The following is a 16979-nucleotide window of genomic DNA, read 5'->3' on the forward strand; positions in this document are numbered from 1 at the left end:
GGGGCGACCGGCGGCGCGACTCGCGGCGTGGCGGGTGGCGCGACTGGCGGCGGGCTGTTCGGTGGGCTGCTGGGCGTCGGCGTCGCCACGCCCGGACCGCTCGACCACGGCTCGGGCGTACTGCACCGCGTCACCGGCTTCCCCCAGTGGGACGGCTTCCCGCTGCGCGACGCGCTCGCCGAGCGGCTCGCCCTGCCCGTCGTCCTCGACAAGGACACCAACGCCGCGGCGCTCGGGCTGGTGACCACCGGGACCGCCGCATCGGCCGCGTATCTCCATCTGGGCACGGGGCTCGGCGCCGGTCTGATGCTCGGCGGAGAGGTGTACCGGGGGGCGCGGACCGACGCGGGGGAGTTCGGGCATCAGGTGATCCAGCTCGACGGGCCGCCCTGCGAATGCGGCAACCGCGGCTGCCTGGAGGCGCTGTGCCTCGCCGCCGTCGCGCGCGACGACCATACGGACGCGGCGCGGCTGCTCGGCGTCGGCGCGGCCAACCTCGTACGGCTCCTCGACATCGACCGGGTGCTGCTGGGCGGCCGGGTGGTGCTCGCCGATCCCGAGCCCTACGTTCACGGTGTGGCCACGATGATCGCCGAGGACTCCGCCCGCGCCAGTCGCCTCCCCGTGCCCGTGGACGTCGTACAGCGGGGCGGGCGGGCCGTGGTCGAGGGCGCCGCCCGGCTCGTACTCGCACCGCTGTTCGCACTGGGCTGATCGAGGGGGATCCTGACCGCCAGTCGGGGGCAATCCGGGCCTGGTGCGGTGTGTCGGCGTGCGGACGCGGAATGTAGCGCAGTGCTCGGGGAAACCCCGCACAGCAGAGGTCACTCATGCGCTTGCCCACCGCACTGTCCCTACGAGCTGTCCTTCCGGCGGCCGCGCTCGCGTTCGCCCCCGCCCTCTATGGAATCCCGGTGTACGCCGCCGAGGCCGACTCCGCCGCCTGCGGGGGCCGGAACGCCTCCGACTTCCCGATCGAGGCCCATCTGCGCGATGGGCCGGATCAGTACGCCCGGGGCGGCGGCTGGCGCGGCTGGCACCTCGAACTGCGCAACGCCACGGACACTGGCTGCCGTGCCATCCACCCCATCGCCGTTCTGGTCGACCAGGCCCGTGAACTGCGGCCCCGGCATATTGGTTTCGAGTTCCTGGACCCGTCCGCGGAGGGCGGCGCCACCTGGCGGGCCGTCCCCTTCCAGACGACGGACGAGGACGAGAACATCGGGGTCTTCGACAACAGCCATTTCAAGGGTTTCACCGTGCCCGCGCACAAGACCGTCGATGTGCAGGTGCGCACGCGTTTCACCGAGGACGCGCCCGAGGGGCCGGTGACGGCCAACGCCATCGCCGTACAGCGGCGCGCGGACGACGGCGACTGGGTGGGGCAGTCGAACGACTACGAATTCCGCATCGGCCCGGCGGCGACGACGGGGGCGGGCGGTTTGGGCACGGGTGCGAGTGCGGGTGCGAGTGCGGGTGCCGGGACGGGCACGGAGTCCGGGACGGGCACGGAGTCCGGGACGGGCACGGAGTCCGGGACGGGCACGGAGTCCGGGACGGGGGCCGAGGCCCAGACGAGTACCGGACCGCGGACGAGGGCGGCTACGGGTGCCGTCAGGGGCAGGGAGACGGACGCCGGTGTCGACGCCGGAGCCGCTACCGACGGAGCCACCGAGACGAAGCCCGCGCCGCAGCCGACCACCCGCTCCAAGAGCCCCACGGCCGCTCCGACGCGAACGCCCGAGAAGACCCGGCCCGCCGCCGAGTCGAGCCGGACACCGAGCCCCGGCGTGAGCCATAAGGAGAGCCATCCGGCCGCGGTGCCGCCCCGCGCCGACAGCGACGCTGATGCCGACGTGGACACCGATCCCAGTGCCGGAACGGACGCGGGGACCGGAGCGGACGCCGATACGGATACGGATACGGGTACCGATACCGAGCTGGGTACCGATACCGAGCCGGGTGCGGATGCCGGCACCGACACCGACACCGACATGGACGCCGACGCGGACCTCGGCGCGGACGCGAGCGCTGATGCCGACACCGGTACCGACACCGAGGCAGGTACGGACACTGAGGCGGACGCCGACGCCGAGGTCGGTACCGGTACCGACCTAGACGAGGGCCTCGACGCGGACAGCGACCTCGGTACCGGCACCGACCTGGGCACCGACACCGAGCTGGGCACGGAGACCGAGGCCGACGACCCCAGCGCCGAATCCGACCTGGGCACCGAGACCGACCCCGGCGCTGAAACGGACCCGGGCACCGACCCCGGAACCGAGACCGACCCCGGACGCGAGTCCCAAGCCGACCCCGGCACCGGCACCGGCGCCGACGGACGCCATGAGCAGGACGGCGGCCACGAGCGCGAGCGGATGCCCGAACTCGCCGCGACGGGCCGTCATACCGCCCTGCTCGCGGGGCTCGGCGTCATCAGCGCCGCGCTCGTGACCTGTGGCACCGTCCTCGTGGTGAAGTCCCGGCGCTCGGGGATCTGAAGCCCCGATGTCCCCGATGTCCCCGATGTCGAGCTACTGGCCCCGGGGCCCCTCGCCCCGGCGGCGCAGCTCGTCGTCGATCTTGTCCGAGCCGGACTGGATCTGCTCCGAGTACTTGCCGCCCGTCTTCTTGTCAGCGGCCTCGGCCCCCTTACGAGTGCCCTTCCGAGCCTTGTCGGGGTTCTTGCTGATCGCGCCCTTGAGCTTGTCCATCATGCCCATCGCGGCCTCCTTACGGTCCGGCTCGTTCCAGGGAGGGGCGGAATCCGCCCCTCCTCAGGATCAGACACCTGTGCGGATCTGTCGCGCTGGGACAGGGCGCGAACGGACGGCGAACGCATTGTGCTCCCGGACACGGGGCGGTCTCCCCAGGGCTTTCCCCGGTTAGGCTGAGGTCGTCGCCAAAGGTCGATTCCGAGCGGAGAGCAACCAGTGGCAGAGCGCAAGCCGATCGAGTCATGGCTCACCGACATGGACGGCGTCCTGATGCACGAGGGCATACCGGTGCCGGGTGCCGATGCCTTCGTCAAGCGGCTGCGCGAGTCCGGCACGCCCTTCCTGGTGCTCACCAACAACTCCATCTACACCCCGCGCGACCTCCACGCCCGGCTGTCCCGGATCGGGCTGGACGTCCCGGTGGCCAACATCTGGACGTCGGCGCTGGCCAGCGCCCAGTTCCTGGACGAGCAGCGCCCCGGCGGCACCGCGTATGTGATCGGGGAGGCGGGGCTGACCGCCGCACTGCACGACATCGGCTACGTCCTTACGGATGTCGAGCCGGACTATGTGGTGCTCGGCGAGACCCGTACGTACAGCTTCGAGGCGCTCACCAAGGCCATCCGGCTGATCAACGACGGTGCGCGGTTCATCGCCACCAACCCCGATGAGATCGGCCCCTCCGCGGAGGGTGCGCTGCCCGCCACCGGCTCCGTGGCCGCGCTGATCACCAAGGCCACCGGCCAGAAGCCGTACTTCGTCGGCAAGCCCAATCCGCTGATGATGCGTTCCGGGCTGAACGCGATCGGTGCCCACTCCGAGTCCAGCGCGATGATCGGCGACCGGATGGACACGGATGTCCGGGCCGGACTCGAGGCCGGGATGGAGACCTTCCTGGTGCTCACCGGGGTGACCAAGGCGGCAGAGGTGGACCGGTACCCGTACCGCCCGTCCACGGTCGTCGACTCCATCGCGGACCTCGTGGAACGCATCGCCTGACCCGGCGAGGGACCCTGCCCGACCGGCCGGGAACCCCCGGATGGCGCAGCAGGCGCCCGCAGCGGATGCGGGCCCCTGCCGGGCGCGTGAGCCTCTTGGTATCGGGAGGTTCTCACCATGCGCATCGTCGCACTCACTCTCTGTACCGCAGCATGCGCCGCCGTCGCGGCGGTGACGGCCGCCGCTCCGGCCCTCGCCGACCAGCGCCACTCCGCGACCACCACGATCCGGATCAGTCCACACGCCCTCGCGCCCGGCGCCGAGGTCGAGGTCTGGGCCTTCGGCTGCCCCGACCGGGAGGCCACGGCCTCGTCACCGGTGTTCGTGGACGACGCGGAGCTGACGCCCGAGGGGGACGCGCTCTTCAGCGAGGCGACGATCCGCTCGACGGCGACCAAGGGGGCGCACCGGGTCACCGTGGACTGCGCGGACGCCCCTGCGCGCGAGGGCCTCGGGGGCCGTGAGGACGGTAAGGGCGCCATGGGCGACATGGGCGGGGTCTCCCTCGCCGTGGAACGCCCGCCCTCGCCCGTCGCCCCCGTCCGCGCGGGCGGAGGCGGCACCGCGCCCGACGAGACCCGGGCACGCGATGACATCGGCGGTGCGGAGGCGTACGGCCTGGTGCTCTCGGGCGGTACGGCCCTGGCCGTCGGCGGCCTCGCGGTCCACCGCCGCCGCCATCCCTCCGGTACGGCGGGCTGATCGCCATGGACTTGGACACCGAGATGGACGGGAACGTGGACGGGAATCGCTTCTCCGGCCTCGGACGGCTGGCCACCGGGGTGGCCTGGGTGGCGCTGCTGCTCGGCCTCTGGATGTGGGGCCGGGACACCACGGAGGGAACGGGCGGTCCGGCGCCGATGACCGGGGACGTGGCCGCGGTCGGACGGCCGCCCACCCATCCGCTGCCCCCGGCCCACGCGCCCCTGGCGTCCGCCCGCCCGAAGCGGGTCGTGATCGAGGCGGCGGGGGTCCGCGCCCCCATCGTCGCCAGCGGCCTCGACCGCGACGGAGCCGTGCAGCCCCCGTCCGTCAGCCGCCCCGGCACGGTCGGCTGGTACCGCGCCGGCCCCGAGCCCGGCTCCCCGGGCGCCGCGCTGCTGGTCGGCCACCTGGATACGAAGAGCAAACCGGCGGTCTTCCACGGACTGAGCGACCTCAAGCGGGGGGAGCGGGTGCGGGTCGGGCGATCGGACGGTACGACGGCGGAGTTCACGGTCGAGGACGTCGAGGTGGTGCCGGAGAAGCACTTCGACGCGCGACGGGTGTACGGGTCGCGGTCCCATGACCGTGCGGAGCTGCGGCTGATCACCTGCGGAGGGAAGTTCGACCGCTCGACGCGTACGTATACGGCGAACGTCGTCGTCTCGGCCTACCTGACCGGCACGACGGGCTCCGCCCACGGTGTGTCGGCGGGAAGCCGCAATGCGCACTAGGGCTGCGCCCCGGAGCTCGGGGCTGTGCCCCGCGCCCCCACCCGGGGCTGCGCCCCCGCGCCCCCTCCGGGTTCCGCCCCGCACGCCGAGTGCGTTCGCGTCATGGCGTACGGGCGAAAAACTGGGTGGGTTGTGGATGAGGCCGCGGTGGTTCGGGGCGGTGTGTAAGGATTGATTCGACCGGTCTTGTCCTGCCGGGGGATTACCGCCTGTTCCCCTGAGCGTGCGCCCAAGGGGGAGTGGATGTACGGCAGTTGCACCGGCCGTTCGCGTCACGTTGCCCGTGCCATCCGCATCCGCATCCGCACTCGCGCTCTCTCCGGCGCCGGGGCGCTGCTCTCGTGTGTGTTGCTCTCCGGGTGCTTCGGGGCCTCGAAGGGGGACAGCGATCATGCTTCCGTCGCCGGGCAGGCGAAGCAGCGGCCCAAGGCCACGATTCCCTACTGGGTGAATCCGGATGGCAGCGCCGCACGGCAGGTGGCGGCGTATCGGAAGAGGGGGGCGGACGGCGAGGCCAGGCTGATACAGAAGATCGCCGAACAGCCCGTCGCCGAGTGGCTCGGGGTGGATGATCCGGAGGGGCAGGCGCGGGGGTTCACCGCGGCCGCGGGTCAGGTCAACCGGGACGCGCTGCTGGTCTTCTACAACATCCCGCACCGCGACTGCGGGCAGTACTCCAAGGGCGGCGCCGCCGATGGCAACGCCTATCGCGCCTGGCTGGACAAGGCGGTCCGGGGGATCGGCAACCGGCGGGCGACGGTCATCGTGGAGCCCGACGCGTTGCCGCATGTGGTGGACGGCTGTACGCCCAAGCGGTTCCACGAGGAGCGGTACGACTTACTGACCGGTGCTGTGGACAAGCTCAAGGGGCTGCCGCGTACCAAGGTCTATCTGGACGCCGGAAACCCCCACTGGATCAAGGACCCGCGCCGGATGGTCGAGCCGCTGAGGCGGGCCGGTATCCGTAAGGCCGACGGCTTCGCGCTGAACACCTCCAACTACCAGACGACCCAGGAGAACAGGGCGTACGGCAAGAGGCTGTCCGCGCTGACCGGCGGCAAGCCCTTCGTGATCGACACCAGCCGTAACGGCAATGGCCCGGCCCCCGGTAAGAACGACCCGCAGGCGTGGTGCAATCCGAAGGGCCGGGCGCTGGGCGAGCGGCCGACCACCGACACCGGGGACAAGCTGGTCGACGCCTATCTGTGGATCAAGCGTCCGGGCGAGTCGGACGGCACCTGCAAGGGCGGTCCCACCGCGGGTCGGTGGTGGCCCCGGTACGCGCTCGATCTCGCCCGTAACGCCCATCGTAAGGACAGCTAGAACGGGTCAGGACGGCTGGGACGGTCGGCCCGCCGTCACTTTTTCTTCGGTGCCGGCACCTTTACCCACACCGCCTTCGACGGTGTGCCCTGGTCGTCCACCGCGTTGAGCATGTACCACCCCGGCGGCACCAGCGACGCGTCCTTCGGCAGCGTCACCGTCACCCCGTCCCTCGTCCGCGTGAAGTCGAGCGCGATCGACCGCTGCTCGACATTGGTCACATGGGTGAAGGACCCGGGCCGGATCAGCCGCATCTTGGTGATCGCCGATGCGTGCGCGGTCCGGTACGTGGTCTTCGCGCCCGGCTTGACCGTCCTGGGCGCGGTGCCGGTGAGCTTCGGACGGGAGTCGCGGAAGAGATACGGCGGGGTGTAGAGGTCGATCTGCTGCTGGAACTCGCCCGGCTTGGTGTTGGCCTTGTCGGCGAAGAGCGAGTCCGAGCCGAAGGTCATGACCCGGCCGTCCGGCAGGAGCAGCGCCCCCGAGTGGTAGTTGCGGCCCACCAGCGGATCGGCCACCGAGCGCGCGGTGTTGGACTTCGGGGTGTACAGCTCGGCCTTGAGCACGTTGGTGTCGCCGCGGCCCCGGTAGTCGCCCGAGCCGTTGGTGGTCAGGACGGTGTCATCGGGCAGGATCACACTGCTCGGATAGCGCGCCTTCGCATAGAGATCCGGCCCGTTCCTGAAGCGCGGGTTATCGGCTCGCAGATCGGCGATCCGGGTCTTCGCCGTGGACTTGGTGTCCTCGCCGACCCCGCCTCCGCCCAGCACCATGTACCGCTGGTCCTGTGCGGGCGGCAGCAGTACGGACATCGAGGTCTCCAGGGCGTCCGGGTCGCTGATGCCCGGGACCACGTCGAACCGATTGCTCTTCAGATCCCAGATGCCGGGGGTGCGGCCCTTGTCGTCCGGGCCGTATCCGGCATTCGAGCCGGTGTAGAAGATCCGGCCCTTGCCGGTCAGGAACAGCGCGGGATACGTCGGGAAGAAGCGCTTCTTGGGCAGGTACTTCCACTTCTTGGTCTTGGGGTCGTAGATCTCGTTCTTCCCCGGGACCACCTGGCCGATCTCGTCGAGCCCGGAGACCGCCAGCACCTTGCCGTCCTGGAGGCCGGTCAGGGTCGGGTACCAGCGGGCCTCGTTCATCGGATCGACCGGGATGTACCGCTCGGCCACCGGGTCGAACTCATACGCCTGCTTGATGCCCTGGAAGTCCTTCTTGTCGAACGACAGCTTCTGCGCGATGCCATAGAAGTTCTGCCGGTCCTTGCCCTTCAGTCCGGCGATCCGGTAATTGTCCTCGGTGCCGGTCTGGTGCTTCCTGCCCTTGCGCAGTGCCTCCACATAGACCCGCGCCGTGCTCGCGCTGACGGTGACCTTCTTGGTCTTCTTGTTCGTTTTCTTCGTCGCGCGCGGAACGAGAAGCGGGTCCTTGGACACGAAGGTCTTGCCGCTCTCCTTCCCGGTGAAGCGGGTCCCGGCGGGGAAGGTCCTGGGCTTGTCGGGGTCCTCGTTGTGGACGAACATCAGTCCGCCCGCCTTCTCGACATCGCCCTTGAGCTTCTCGTAGCGCTGGGTGCCGCCCGCCACCAGGAGCTTTCCGTCCGGAAGCTGAGAGTGCCCGGAGCAGAAGAGGTCCTTGGGGGTCGGAATGTTGGTGAAGGTGTTCTTCTCCGGATCCCACAGGACGCTGCGGAAGGATTTGGCGGCGAAGTTCTTGGCGTTGTTCCCGGAGCCGGCCACCAGCAGCACCTTGCCCGTATGCAGCAGGGCGGCATGGATCGTATTGATCCGGTATTGCTCGGGGACGTCGACCACATCCCAGTGGCCGTTCTCCGCCTTGTACTCCGGTTGGTTGATTTTGTACGCGTGGTACTTGTCCGAGCTGAAACGGTAGAGAGCCGGGCCGTTCATCCCGGCCAGTACGGTGATCGCCGCCGCACCGATCCCGAAGCGACGGGTGCGGCGACTCGGTCGGTACTTCACTTCTTATCGTCCCCCAAGGGCGGGCTGCGGGTTCCGTTTCTCCTGGCGGACGGTCCACCGCCAGGCGATGATCGGCGCGGCTGTGACAGCCAGGGCAATTGATGCCCAAACGGTCATCGCTGGATGACTGTGGCCGAAGTAGAAGGAAGAGGCGAGCGACCCGCCGAAGACCGCCAGGAAGAAAAGATGGGGGCGTCCACTCCCGGCTGGAAATCGGCCTACTCGCGATGCGCCGAACGCAGTCGAATGCGGATGTTCCCGAAGTGGTCGCGGATCGCGCCCTCGGCCCGCAGGGCGTCCCCTGAGCGCACCGACTCCAGGATCTCCCGGTGCTGCTTGCAGGTGACCTTCGGATCGGTGGGCACGTCCACGAGGTCGGTGCGCACCCGGTGGAAGGCGTCCCAGAACGCCTCCAGCACCTCGCTCAGCAGCGAGTTGTCCAGGCTCCCGTAGAGCGCGGCGTGAAACGCCCGGTCTGTCTCGGCCCGCACCGAGCCCTCCGCCGCCTCCGCCTCCATCCGCCGCACCACCGCGTCCAGCTCGGCGAGGTCCGCCTCCGGGATGCGGCCTGCCAGCCGGGCGATCAGCCCGGTCTCGACGGCCTCGCGCAGCTCGAGGAGTTCGAGCAGGCTGTCCTCGCCCCGGTAGTGCCCGGCGACGGTACGGAAGATCAGCCCCTCGATCATCGGCGCCATCGACATGGGGCCGACGTATGTCCCGAAGCCGTGCCGGATCTCCACCAGCCCCATCGCCTGGAGCGCCTTGAGCGCCTCGCGCACGGAGTTACGGCTGACGCCGAGCAGCTCCATCAGCTCGGTCTCGGTGGGCAGCGGAGCACCCGAGCGCAGCCGCTGGTCGATGATCAGCCGCTTGATGCGTTCCTGGATGTCGTTCGTCATCCCCCGCGAATGGGAACGCGAATGCGAACTCGAGTGCGCCGCCACCGCCACCTCCGATCCGAACAGCTTAGCGGCGGCGGCGCGAGCAGGTCAGATGTGCGCGATGAAGGCGGCCCAGGCTTCGGGGGAGACGGTGAGCCGACCCCCCTGGGGGGTTTTGGAATCGCGGATGAGCACGGCCCCGGTGCGTATGGCCACCTCGACGCAGTCGCCGCCCCCGCTTCCGCTGTAGCTGCTCTTGGTGAACGCGACCTCGACGCAGTTGTCGCCTCCGCCTCCGCTGTAGCTGCTCTTGAACCAGTCGAGTTCGGTCGTGCCGCTCATAGCGCTCCTCGCATCTGCTCCAGCAGGCTCGTTGTGGCCTGAGGGCTCAGAGCCTGTGAGCGCAGTTTGCCATAGCGCCGAAGCATCGCACTGGCGTCCTTGGGGTCCGTGATCAGCAGGCTGTTCTCCTGGCCTTCGACGTAGCCGACCCACTGGTTGTCAAACGTTTCGGCGAGGTACATGGGTCCCTCGAACCCGAAGTGGTCCTCCTGCCGCAGCGGCATGACTTGGATCTCCACATTGCGGCGTTGCTGCGCTTCAAGGAGGTGATCGAGAAGCGCCTTGGTGACCTCGGATCCCCCGAAGTACCGCTCCAGCAGGGCCTGCTCGATGATGAAGCAGAACGAGGTGTGAGGTCGTTCAGCGAACAGTCGTTGCCTGGCCAGACGGGCAGCGACGCCCTGCTCGATCTGCTCCTCGGCATGATGCGGTATGCGCCGCTCGAAGATCGCGCGGATATACGGTTCGGGCTGAAGCAGCCCCGGTACTACCCGGCACTCATAAGCGAGGAGCGTAACCGCCTCCTCCTCGATCCCCGCCCACCGTAAGAACCACGACGCCAGGCCCACCTTCCTTGTCAGCGTGCGGTACGCCGCGCCCAGGACGCGGGCGGCGGGGGCGCCCAGGACCTCCTCCGCGCGCGGGACCAGCTCCTTCGGCGGGAAGCGCCTGCCTTGTTCCATCTTCGCGACGTACGTCGCCGAGTACCGGACTCGTGGGGCGAACTGCTCCTGCGTCAGCCCCGCCTCGTCCCGTAGCGCCTTCAGGACCGCGCCAAAGGTCTTGAGGCTCTCCGACGTTTCCGGTTCGCTGTCTTTTGTCATCCTCATATCGTCACGGGCGGTGACCGGTCCGGTCCAGGCGGTGAACTGGTACAAGCGAAACTGGGTGGGTGTCGTGCCTGGCAGAGGGCGCCGCCCGGCCGGGACGCTTCCGCCATGACCGCACCACAGGGCCAAGTCCCCGTCACCGTACGTACGTTCGCGCAGCGATTCTCCGCCACCCGGCGCGGCGCCCGGCTCGCCCGGCTGCTGACCGTCCACCAGCTCACCGCGTGGGGGTTCGCCCCGGGGGTGGGCGGTTACGACGCGGCGATCCTGGTCGTGGCCGAGCTCTCGGCCAACGCGGTGCTCCATGGGCGCGTACCGGGACGGGACTTCGCGGTACGGCTGGCGTACGACGAGCGGGGCGGCGTCCTGGAGATCGAGGTGAGCGACACCCACGAGAAGTGCCCCGTGCCGAAGGCGCCCTCGTCGGACGACGAGGAGGGGCGGGGGCTGATGCTGGTCGAGGCGGTGGCGGACCGCTGGGGCGTCAGGGAGCGAAGGGGGCCGGGCAAGACCGTATGGGCGCGGATCACCGAGGCGAGGTGACTTTGAGCATGGGTCCGGGGGATGGGGGCCGGGGCCTCGCCGCCGGCCGCCGGGCCGGTGGGGGCCGATGCCGTGGCGGCTCGGCGGTGTGGGGGCTCGGACCGATCCGGGCTGCGGGTCGCCCGGCTTGAGCGGCCCCTCCGGGTACCCCCCCCCCTAAAAACGCTTGATCTGAAGCAACTAACTTGTCAAACAGTTTCGAGAGGGGTACCCCACCCCCCTCTGGCAGGCGGTCCGGCAACGGCCCCCGCCCCGGAAGACCGTAGCCGCCACCGGCGGCCACCCCTGGCCGCCCGGCGCCCGGCGACGCGGCCCCGCCCCCCCCACCCCCCTGCCCCGCTGCTCAATTGCGCCGAAGGCGCGAGACGGCGCCGCACCCGACCGAACCGCGCAACCCAACACCCCCCTCCCCGAGGGGCGACCGGCGCGATGGACCGGCGCACCCGCCGCGTCCGCCCCGATGCGCGCCCCGGTGCGCCGGGGGTCCGGCTCTGGCGTGGGTGCCTCCGCTGCGGAAGATTCTGCTGCGCCATCAATTCGGTGCATTGCCGAATGTGTCGCACTGGAGGGGAACATGTCGCCTATTCGCATCTTTGTCTTATCGGTCGCCGTCGCCGGGGTGCTGGCCGGTATGGGGACCGGCCCCGCGACGGCCGCCGCCGTCAGCCGTTTCGACGACGGCAGCTTCGAGACGCCCACGGTGGCGGCCAACACGTTCGTGAATCTGGGGACGGGTGCGTCGATCGGGCCGTGGAAGGTCACGGCCGGAGACGTGGACCATATCGGGGACGACTTCTGGCAGGCGGCCGAGGGCGGCCAGTCCGTGGACCTCAACGGTGGGGGTGCCGGGACGGTGGAGCAGACCTTCACCACGGTCCCGGGGAAGCGGTACTCGGTGACGTACTCCCTGGCCGGTAATCCGGCGGGAGGCCCGACGGTGCGGACCGGGAAGGTGCTGGTGGACGGGCAGAACTTCCAGGACTTCAGCTTCGACGTCACGGGCAAGACGTTCGCGAACATGGGCTATGTGACCCGGGAGGTGACCTTCGTGGCGCGCGGCACCTCCACGACGCTGGCGTTCGCCAGCACCAACGGCAGTGCCTACGGGCCGGTCATCGACGACGTCATGGTCCGGGACTGCACGCCCTGTCCCCCCTGCGGCTGATCGCGGCTGATCGCGGCTGATCGCGACCGATTGCGACTGATCGCGAAAGGGAGCCCTCGGCGCCCCACGCGCCGAGGGCTCCCCGGTCCTTCGTAGAACTTCGGAACGTCGTCAGGCCGCCGCGCGCTGGCTACGGGCCAAGGCCGCCGCCGCCTTACGACGCTTCGGCGCCAGGACGTCCACGGGGGCACCCGCCCCGCTGCCCGGCGTGGCGGATCCGGACCGCCGTACCGGACGCCTGGTTGCCCTCCGGCAGCCCCTTGCGGACCGTGCCGGGGCTGCGCCAGCCCACCACATCGCCCTTGCGCAGCTCGTCGATCTCGTAGTGGAACCGGCCGATCACATGGACCAGTACGGCCTCCGGTGCGCCGATGCGGACGGTGACGCCCTGATGACGTCTCCTTCAGCGCCGGTTGACGGGGGTCAGTTGCACGCGAAGGTCGCGGCGGCGGCGGTCGGCGCCACCTTGACGCTGGGCGCCGCGGGGCGCTCGGCGGCCGACGCCTGGGGCGCGGTGAGGGTGAGCACGGCCGCCGCGGCGGAGGCGAGGGCGGCACCGACGGTGGATCTGAGGATCGTGGACATGGACATACCCCTCCCGTAAAGGCTGCTGAAAGCGGAGATCGCCGGGGCCTCTCCCCAGGGCTCGGACGCGGAACAAGCGCTTTCCGCGCTGTGTGGCACGGAACATATGCACTGGTCATGGCCTTGGACAAGAGGTCTGGACAAGCCTGGGGAGCGGAGTCGGACCTCCCGCCGGAGGGTCGTCACGGAGGAGGTACGGGGTGCGTCGCCGGACGTCCCCAATGGGGGGACAAAGCGACTCATGTGCAATGAGCTCGGTATACAGAGGGTTGAGATGTGGTGCTGGTCACTATCTCTGGACTCGGCGGGCGGGGTCCGCAATGCGGGGAGGGGTCGTCATAAAGGGACCCGGCGCCCCGAGTTCACCGTCTCCGTGGTCACGGTGCGGGGTGGGACGGCGCGACCGCCGCGTGCTTGCTCGTGCTGATGTGGTGCCGCCCGAGGCAATACCGGACGGGAACGGCCAGGAGCCACCAGTACTCCGCCGCGTCGGACGAGATGATCACCGCCACCGGCACCGAGCTTCCGAAGACGAGTGCGACACCCGCCGCGTGCTGGAGTGTCTGGGTGAACAGGGTGCGCGGAATGTCGGCGCCGCGCAGGCCGGGGCGCCGGAGGAGGCGGGCCGCCATCGCCGCGATCAGCAGCGCGGCCACGGCGATCGTGCCGGCGTACAGCGAGGTCGCGATCGCGCTGCTGTGGTACTCCGTGACGATCTTCGTCGGAAACGGCAGGGCGGCGACGAGGGCCATCAGCGCCAGATCCAGGTAGAGCAGCGGGCCGTCCACCACCTTGGTCATCCGGAACAGCCGGTGATGCGCGATCCACAGTGCTCCGACCGCGACAAAGCTGAGCAGATATCCGGCGGTGGCCGGGAGTGCCTCCGTCCTCAGCGCGTGCCCGAGTTCGGCCGTGGGGAGATGCTCCGGGACCGTGATCTCCAGGGCGAGGAGCGTGATGGCGATGGCGAAGACCGCGTCGGAGAACGCTTGTATCCGCTCGATGTCGATTCCGTGCAGAGGCTTCACCGTCAACGGCTCCTGATTCATTTCGAGTGCGGGCGCGGGTGCGGCCCGGTGGAACTCTGCATACTACGAAGCTGACATGTCAAGTCGCCTCATGCTGTCGAGCTCTGCTCTGCTCTGCTGTGCTCCTCCAACAACATCTGTCGACTTTGACATGTCGAATCTGACATGTACCTTGAGCGCATGAGCTTCTTCGAGGTTTTGGCCGCCGTGGCGGTCATCGTGGCCCTCATCGCGCGCCAATTGCGGGGAGAGGCACTCACCGGCCGGCGGCTGATGCTGCTCCCCGTGGTCCTCACCGTGATCGGCATAGCCGACCTGAGCCGGAATGGCCGCCATCCGGCCTCCATCGACGTGGTGTGCCTGGTGGTCGGAGCGCTGCTGGCCGCCGGTATCGGCGCGGCTCAGGGCGCGACGATCCGGCTGGAGCGGCGCGCCGGGGTGCTGTGGGCGCGGATGCCGGCGGTCGGCCTGTGGCTGTGGGCCCTGCTGGTGGTCACCCGCGTGGGGATGATGGCCGTCGCCCACGTGGTGGACGCGAAGGTGGCGGCGTCCTCGGCGACCATCCTGCTGATGCTGGGCGTCAACCGGCTCGGACAGGCGCTCGTCCTCGTCCCGCGCGTGATGTCCTCCGGTATGGCGTTCGCCCCGGAGCGGGACGGCAGGACGTTCCCGGAACAGGTGTCGCAGCGGTTCGCGCCTCCGCCACTGGACGACGAGGCCCCCGGACGCCCGGGCGGCGCGGGCCCGGCGACGCCGTACGCAGACGGACGTCAGGGCGATCCGCTGGACCTCATCCGCGCCCGCAGGCAGCGGCGGCGGGCGCGCCGGTACAGCGACTGGGGGTGACGGCCCGCGGTGGCCGAAATCCCCGTCGACAATGACGCCACGGTTCAAGGAGCCCGATCATGATGACCACCACACCCGTCCCGCACCTCGCGCAGAACTACGCCCCGGTGATGTACGAGATGGCCGTCCGGGACCTGGAGGTCACCGGGGCGATTCCCCCGGAGCTCGGCGGCTGGTATGTGCGGAACGGGCCCAACCCCCAGAACGCCGACTCCGCCCACTGGTTCCTGGGCGACGGCATGGTGCACGGTGTCCGTCTCGAGGGCGGCAGGGCGACCTCGTACCGCAACCGCTGGGTCAGGACCACGAAGCTGACGGACGGCCGGAATACCTACGACGACGGTCCCGAGGAGGACTTGCTCGCGGGCTCGGCCAACACCCACGTGGTGCGGCACGCGAGGCGCACCTTTGCCCTGGTGGAGGGGTCCCTACCGTACGAACTCGACTGTCGCCCCGGCCGCGAGCTCGACACCGTCGGCCCCTACGACTTCGGCGGGCGTCTCAACACCGCGATGACCGCGCATCCCAAGACCTGCCCGGTCACCGGCGAGCTCCACTTCTTCGGATACGGAGGCTTCAAGCCCCCGTTCCTCACGTACCACCGGGCGGACGCGTCGGGCGCCCTGACGGTCAGCCGGCCGATCGATGTGCCGGCGCACACGATGATGCACGACTTCCACCTGACCACCTCCTACGTCGTCTTCATGGACCTGCCCGTCCTCTTCGACCAGGACATGGCTCTCCACGGCGAGGGTCTTCCGTACAAGTGGCACCCGACGTACGGGGCGCGGCTCGGCGTGCTGCGCCGCAATGCCCCGTTCGGCGCCGTCCGCTGGCTTCCCGTCGAGCCGTGCTATGTGTTCCACGCGCTGAACGCGTACGACGAGGGGCGCGACAGCGGGCGGATCGTGATGCACGTGGCCCGCTACCCGGTCTTCGACGAGACGAGTGCCACCCTGTGGCGTTGGGAGCTCGACCTCGACGCGGGCAGGGTCACCGAGGTCCAGATCGACGACACTCCATGTGAGTTCCCCCGCGTGGACGACCGCCTCGCGGGCCGGGACTCCCGATTCGGGCACGTCACGGTGGCCGACAGCCCGCGTATCGGCACCGGCCTGTCGCGCTCCTATCTGGTCCGTTACGACCTGCACTCGGGCACCGCGACGCGCCATGAATTCGCCGCGGGCCGGATTCCGGGCGAGGCCGCGTTCGCCGCGGCCGACGGCACTCCGGGCGGCCCCGGCTGGCTGATGAGCTATGTCTACGACGCGAGCACCGACAAGAGCGACCTGGTGATCCTGGACGTCCAGGACGTCGCGGCACCACCCGTGGCCACGATCCACCTTCCCCGCCGCGTCCCGTTCGGCTTTCACGGCAACTGGCTGCCGGACGAGTGACGGCGTCGCCGACCGGGACGCGGCGGCGGAGCACGGACGGGGGCGCCACGGATTCCGTGGCGCCCCCGTCCGTGGGGCCGTGGCCCTCGGAGGAGGCGATGCCTATGCCGGGTCGGGTCCTTGGCGCTTGTTCACGTGCTCGATGGCCCATAGCGCCCAGTCGTGAGTCGCCTGGTACTGGCGCAGGCCGTACTCGGCGGCGAGCTGACCGAGGGTGTCGCGGCCCTGTCGTGGTTCGGCGTCCTGTTCCTCGCGGAGCCTGCGGAGTTCGGAGATGCGCACCTCGGTGTGCTCGACAAGGCCGCGCAGCGCGGTGACGGTCTCGTCCGGCTCCAGCGCTTCGAGCAGGAACAGCCGCAGGACCTGCTCATTGCGCACCACGCCCTGCCCCCATGGCGCGAGCAGCCACTCCCTCAGCTCCTCGCGGCCCTTGTCCGTGACCGCGTAGGTCCGGCTACGGCGAGCGCCCTCATGCGTCACCTCGACGAGCCCTTGCTCCGCCATCCGGATCAGCTCGGGGTACACGCTCGTATGGCCGGCCTGCCAGGCGTACCGCCCGAGGTCGCGCTCGAACTCCTTGCTCAGTTCGTAGCCGCTCGCGGGCTCGATGGCGAGGAGGCCCAGCAGTGCGTGCGACAGAGACATATGCGAAATCCTAAAGGGCGTCCTCGGAAGCCGAGGACGCCCAGGTCAGCGATATGGGTGCTGGTGCGCCGCCAGGGACTCGAACCCCGGACCCGCTGATTAAGAGTCAGCTGCTCTAACCAACTGAGCTAGCGGCGCCTGCTGACGTGGAAATTCTACCCGACCCCGGACGGTGGTCGGGACGTCGTGAGGCCCGACGCGGCCTTGCGGCATTGGTATGGACATGACTATTGGCCCTGGATACTCTCAACTTGGTC

The 16979-nt window shown here is 69.8% G+C and carries 18 protein-coding genes, 1 tRNA gene and 2 pseudogenes; 10 read left to right on the forward strand and 11 right to left on the reverse strand.

Annotated elements, in window-relative coordinates; genetic code table 11:
• Together KN815_RS30625 and KN815_RS51685 are read left to right on the forward strand one after the other, a co-directional pair.
• Positions 1-714, forward strand: a 714-nt coding sequence (locus KN815_RS30625) for an ROK family protein (RefSeq protein ID WP_253209341.1), incomplete at its 5' end; no start/stop codon positions are given.
• Between the two features lie 116 nt (positions 715-830).
• Entirely contained in the window at positions 831-2501 is a 1671-nt protein-coding gene (locus KN815_RS51685; protein ID WP_216345120.1) for a hypothetical protein, read from the forward strand.
• A 33-nt stretch (positions 2502-2534) separates the two neighbouring features.
• Here KN815_RS51685 and KN815_RS30635 read toward each other — a convergent pair whose 3' ends face one another.
• Positions 2535-2723, reverse strand: a complete 189-nt coding sequence (locus tag KN815_RS30635; protein WP_211125359.1) for an antitoxin — start codon at positions 2721-2723, stop codon at positions 2535-2537.
• A gap of 210 nt (positions 2724-2933) precedes the next feature.
• Here KN815_RS30635 and KN815_RS30640 point away from each other — a divergent pair, with 210 nt between their 5' ends.
• From KN815_RS30640 to KN815_RS30655, 4 genes are all read left to right on the forward strand, one after another.
• On the forward strand, positions 2934-3716 hold the full coding sequence (locus tag KN815_RS30640; protein ID WP_216345121.1) for an HAD-IIA family hydrolase: 783 nt from the start codon (positions 2934-2936) through the stop codon (positions 3714-3716).
• A 117-nt stretch (positions 3717-3833) separates the two neighbouring features.
• The gene (locus KN815_RS30645; protein WP_216345122.1) at positions 3834-4418 is read left to right on the forward strand and encodes a hypothetical protein; all 585 of its coding nucleotides are present in this window, start codon (positions 3834-3836) and stop codon (positions 4416-4418) included.
• Positions 4419-4423: 5 nt separating this feature from the next.
• A complete protein-coding gene (locus tag KN815_RS30650; protein WP_216345123.1) occupies positions 4424-5152 on the forward strand; it encodes a class F sortase in 729 nt (242 codons plus the stop codon).
• A 243-nt stretch (positions 5153-5395) separates the two neighbouring features.
• Positions 5396-6475, forward strand: coding sequence for a glycoside hydrolase family 6 protein (locus tag KN815_RS30655; protein WP_216345124.1), 1080 nt, complete (start codon positions 5396-5398; stop codon positions 6473-6475).
• A gap of 35 nt (positions 6476-6510) precedes the next feature.
• Here the strand turns inward: KN815_RS30655 and glxA are convergent, their stop codons facing one another.
• From glxA to KN815_RS30675, 5 genes and pseudogenes are all read right to left on the reverse strand, one after another.
• Positions 6511-8460, reverse strand: a complete 1950-nt coding sequence (gene glxA / locus KN815_RS30660; protein ID WP_216345125.1) for a radical copper oxidase GlxA — start codon at positions 8458-8460, stop codon at positions 6511-6513.
• A gap of 3 nt (positions 8461-8463) precedes the next feature.
• Positions 8464-8664 (reverse strand): annotated as a pseudogene (locus KN815_RS50845) (glycosyl transferase); the annotation flags it as partial.
• A 14-nt stretch (positions 8665-8678) separates the two neighbouring features.
• On the reverse strand, positions 8679-9359 hold the full coding sequence (locus KN815_RS30665; protein ID WP_216345126.1) for a FadR/GntR family transcriptional regulator: 681 nt from the start codon (positions 9357-9359) through the stop codon (positions 8679-8681).
• A 90-nt stretch (positions 9360-9449) separates the two neighbouring features.
• Entirely contained in the window at positions 9450-9683 is a 234-nt protein-coding gene (locus tag KN815_RS30670; RefSeq protein ID WP_216345127.1) for a DUF397 domain-containing protein, read from the reverse strand.
• A complete protein-coding gene (locus tag KN815_RS30675) occupies positions 9680-10513 on the reverse strand; it encodes a helix-turn-helix domain-containing protein (protein ID WP_216345136.1) in 834 nt (277 codons plus the stop codon). Before KN815_RS30675 ends, KN815_RS30670 begins: the two co-directional genes overlap by 4 nt.
• 108 nt (positions 10514-10621) lie before the next feature.
• On the opposite strand from KN815_RS30675, the gene KN815_RS30680 reads away from it, so the two are divergent.
• A complete protein-coding gene (locus KN815_RS30680; RefSeq protein ID WP_216345128.1) occupies positions 10622-11056 on the forward strand; it encodes an ATP-binding protein in 435 nt (144 codons plus the stop codon).
• A 574-nt stretch (positions 11057-11630) separates the two neighbouring features.
• Positions 11631-12221, forward strand: coding sequence for a choice-of-anchor C family protein (locus KN815_RS30685; protein WP_216345129.1), 591 nt, complete (start codon positions 11631-11633; stop codon positions 12219-12221).
• Between the two features lie 190 nt (positions 12222-12411).
• Here the strand turns inward: KN815_RS30685 and KN815_RS30690 are convergent.
• The 3 genes and pseudogenes from KN815_RS30690 to KN815_RS30700 form a co-directional block, all read right to left on the reverse strand.
• A pseudogene (locus KN815_RS30690) lies at positions 12412-12609 on the reverse strand (hypothetical protein); the annotation flags it as partial.
• A gap of 35 nt (positions 12610-12644) precedes the next feature.
• Positions 12645-12806 (reverse strand): hypothetical protein, encoded by a 162-nt coding sequence (locus KN815_RS30695; protein WP_216345130.1) that lies wholly within the window; start codon positions 12804-12806, stop codon positions 12645-12647.
• Positions 12807-13183: 377 nt separating this feature from the next.
• Positions 13184-13834, reverse strand: coding sequence for a TMEM175 family protein (locus tag KN815_RS30700; protein WP_216345131.1), 651 nt, complete (start codon positions 13832-13834; stop codon positions 13184-13186).
• 180 nt (positions 13835-14014) lie between these two features.
• Here KN815_RS30700 and KN815_RS30705 point away from each other — a divergent pair, with 180 nt between their 5' ends.
• Positions 14015-14680 carry a hypothetical protein gene (locus tag KN815_RS30705; RefSeq protein ID WP_216345132.1) on the forward strand — a complete coding sequence of 222 codons (666 nt, stop codon included), beginning with the start codon at positions 14015-14017 and terminating at the stop codon, positions 14678-14680.
• A gap of 59 nt (positions 14681-14739) precedes the next feature.
• Positions 14740-16077 (forward strand): carotenoid oxygenase family protein, encoded by a 1338-nt coding sequence (locus KN815_RS30710; RefSeq protein WP_216345133.1) that lies wholly within the window; start codon positions 14740-14742, stop codon positions 16075-16077.
• A gap of 102 nt (positions 16078-16179) precedes the next feature.
• Here KN815_RS30710 and KN815_RS30715 read toward each other — a convergent pair whose 3' ends face one another.
• Both KN815_RS30715 and KN815_RS30720 read right to left on the reverse strand, forming a co-directional pair.
• Positions 16180-16722: a PadR family transcriptional regulator gene (locus tag KN815_RS30715; protein WP_216345134.1), complete on the reverse strand. Its 543-nt coding sequence runs from the start codon at positions 16720-16722 to the stop codon at positions 16180-16182.
• A gap of 61 nt (positions 16723-16783) precedes the next feature.
• Positions 16784-16860: transfer RNA gene (locus KN815_RS30720), tRNA-Lys, on the reverse strand.
• Positions 16861-16979 lie beyond the last annotated feature (119 nt).

It is taken from the genome of Streptomyces niphimycinicus (assembly GCF_018883605.1).
GTDB lineage: Bacteria > Actinomycetota > Actinomycetes > Streptomycetales > Streptomycetaceae > Streptomyces > Streptomyces niphimycinicus.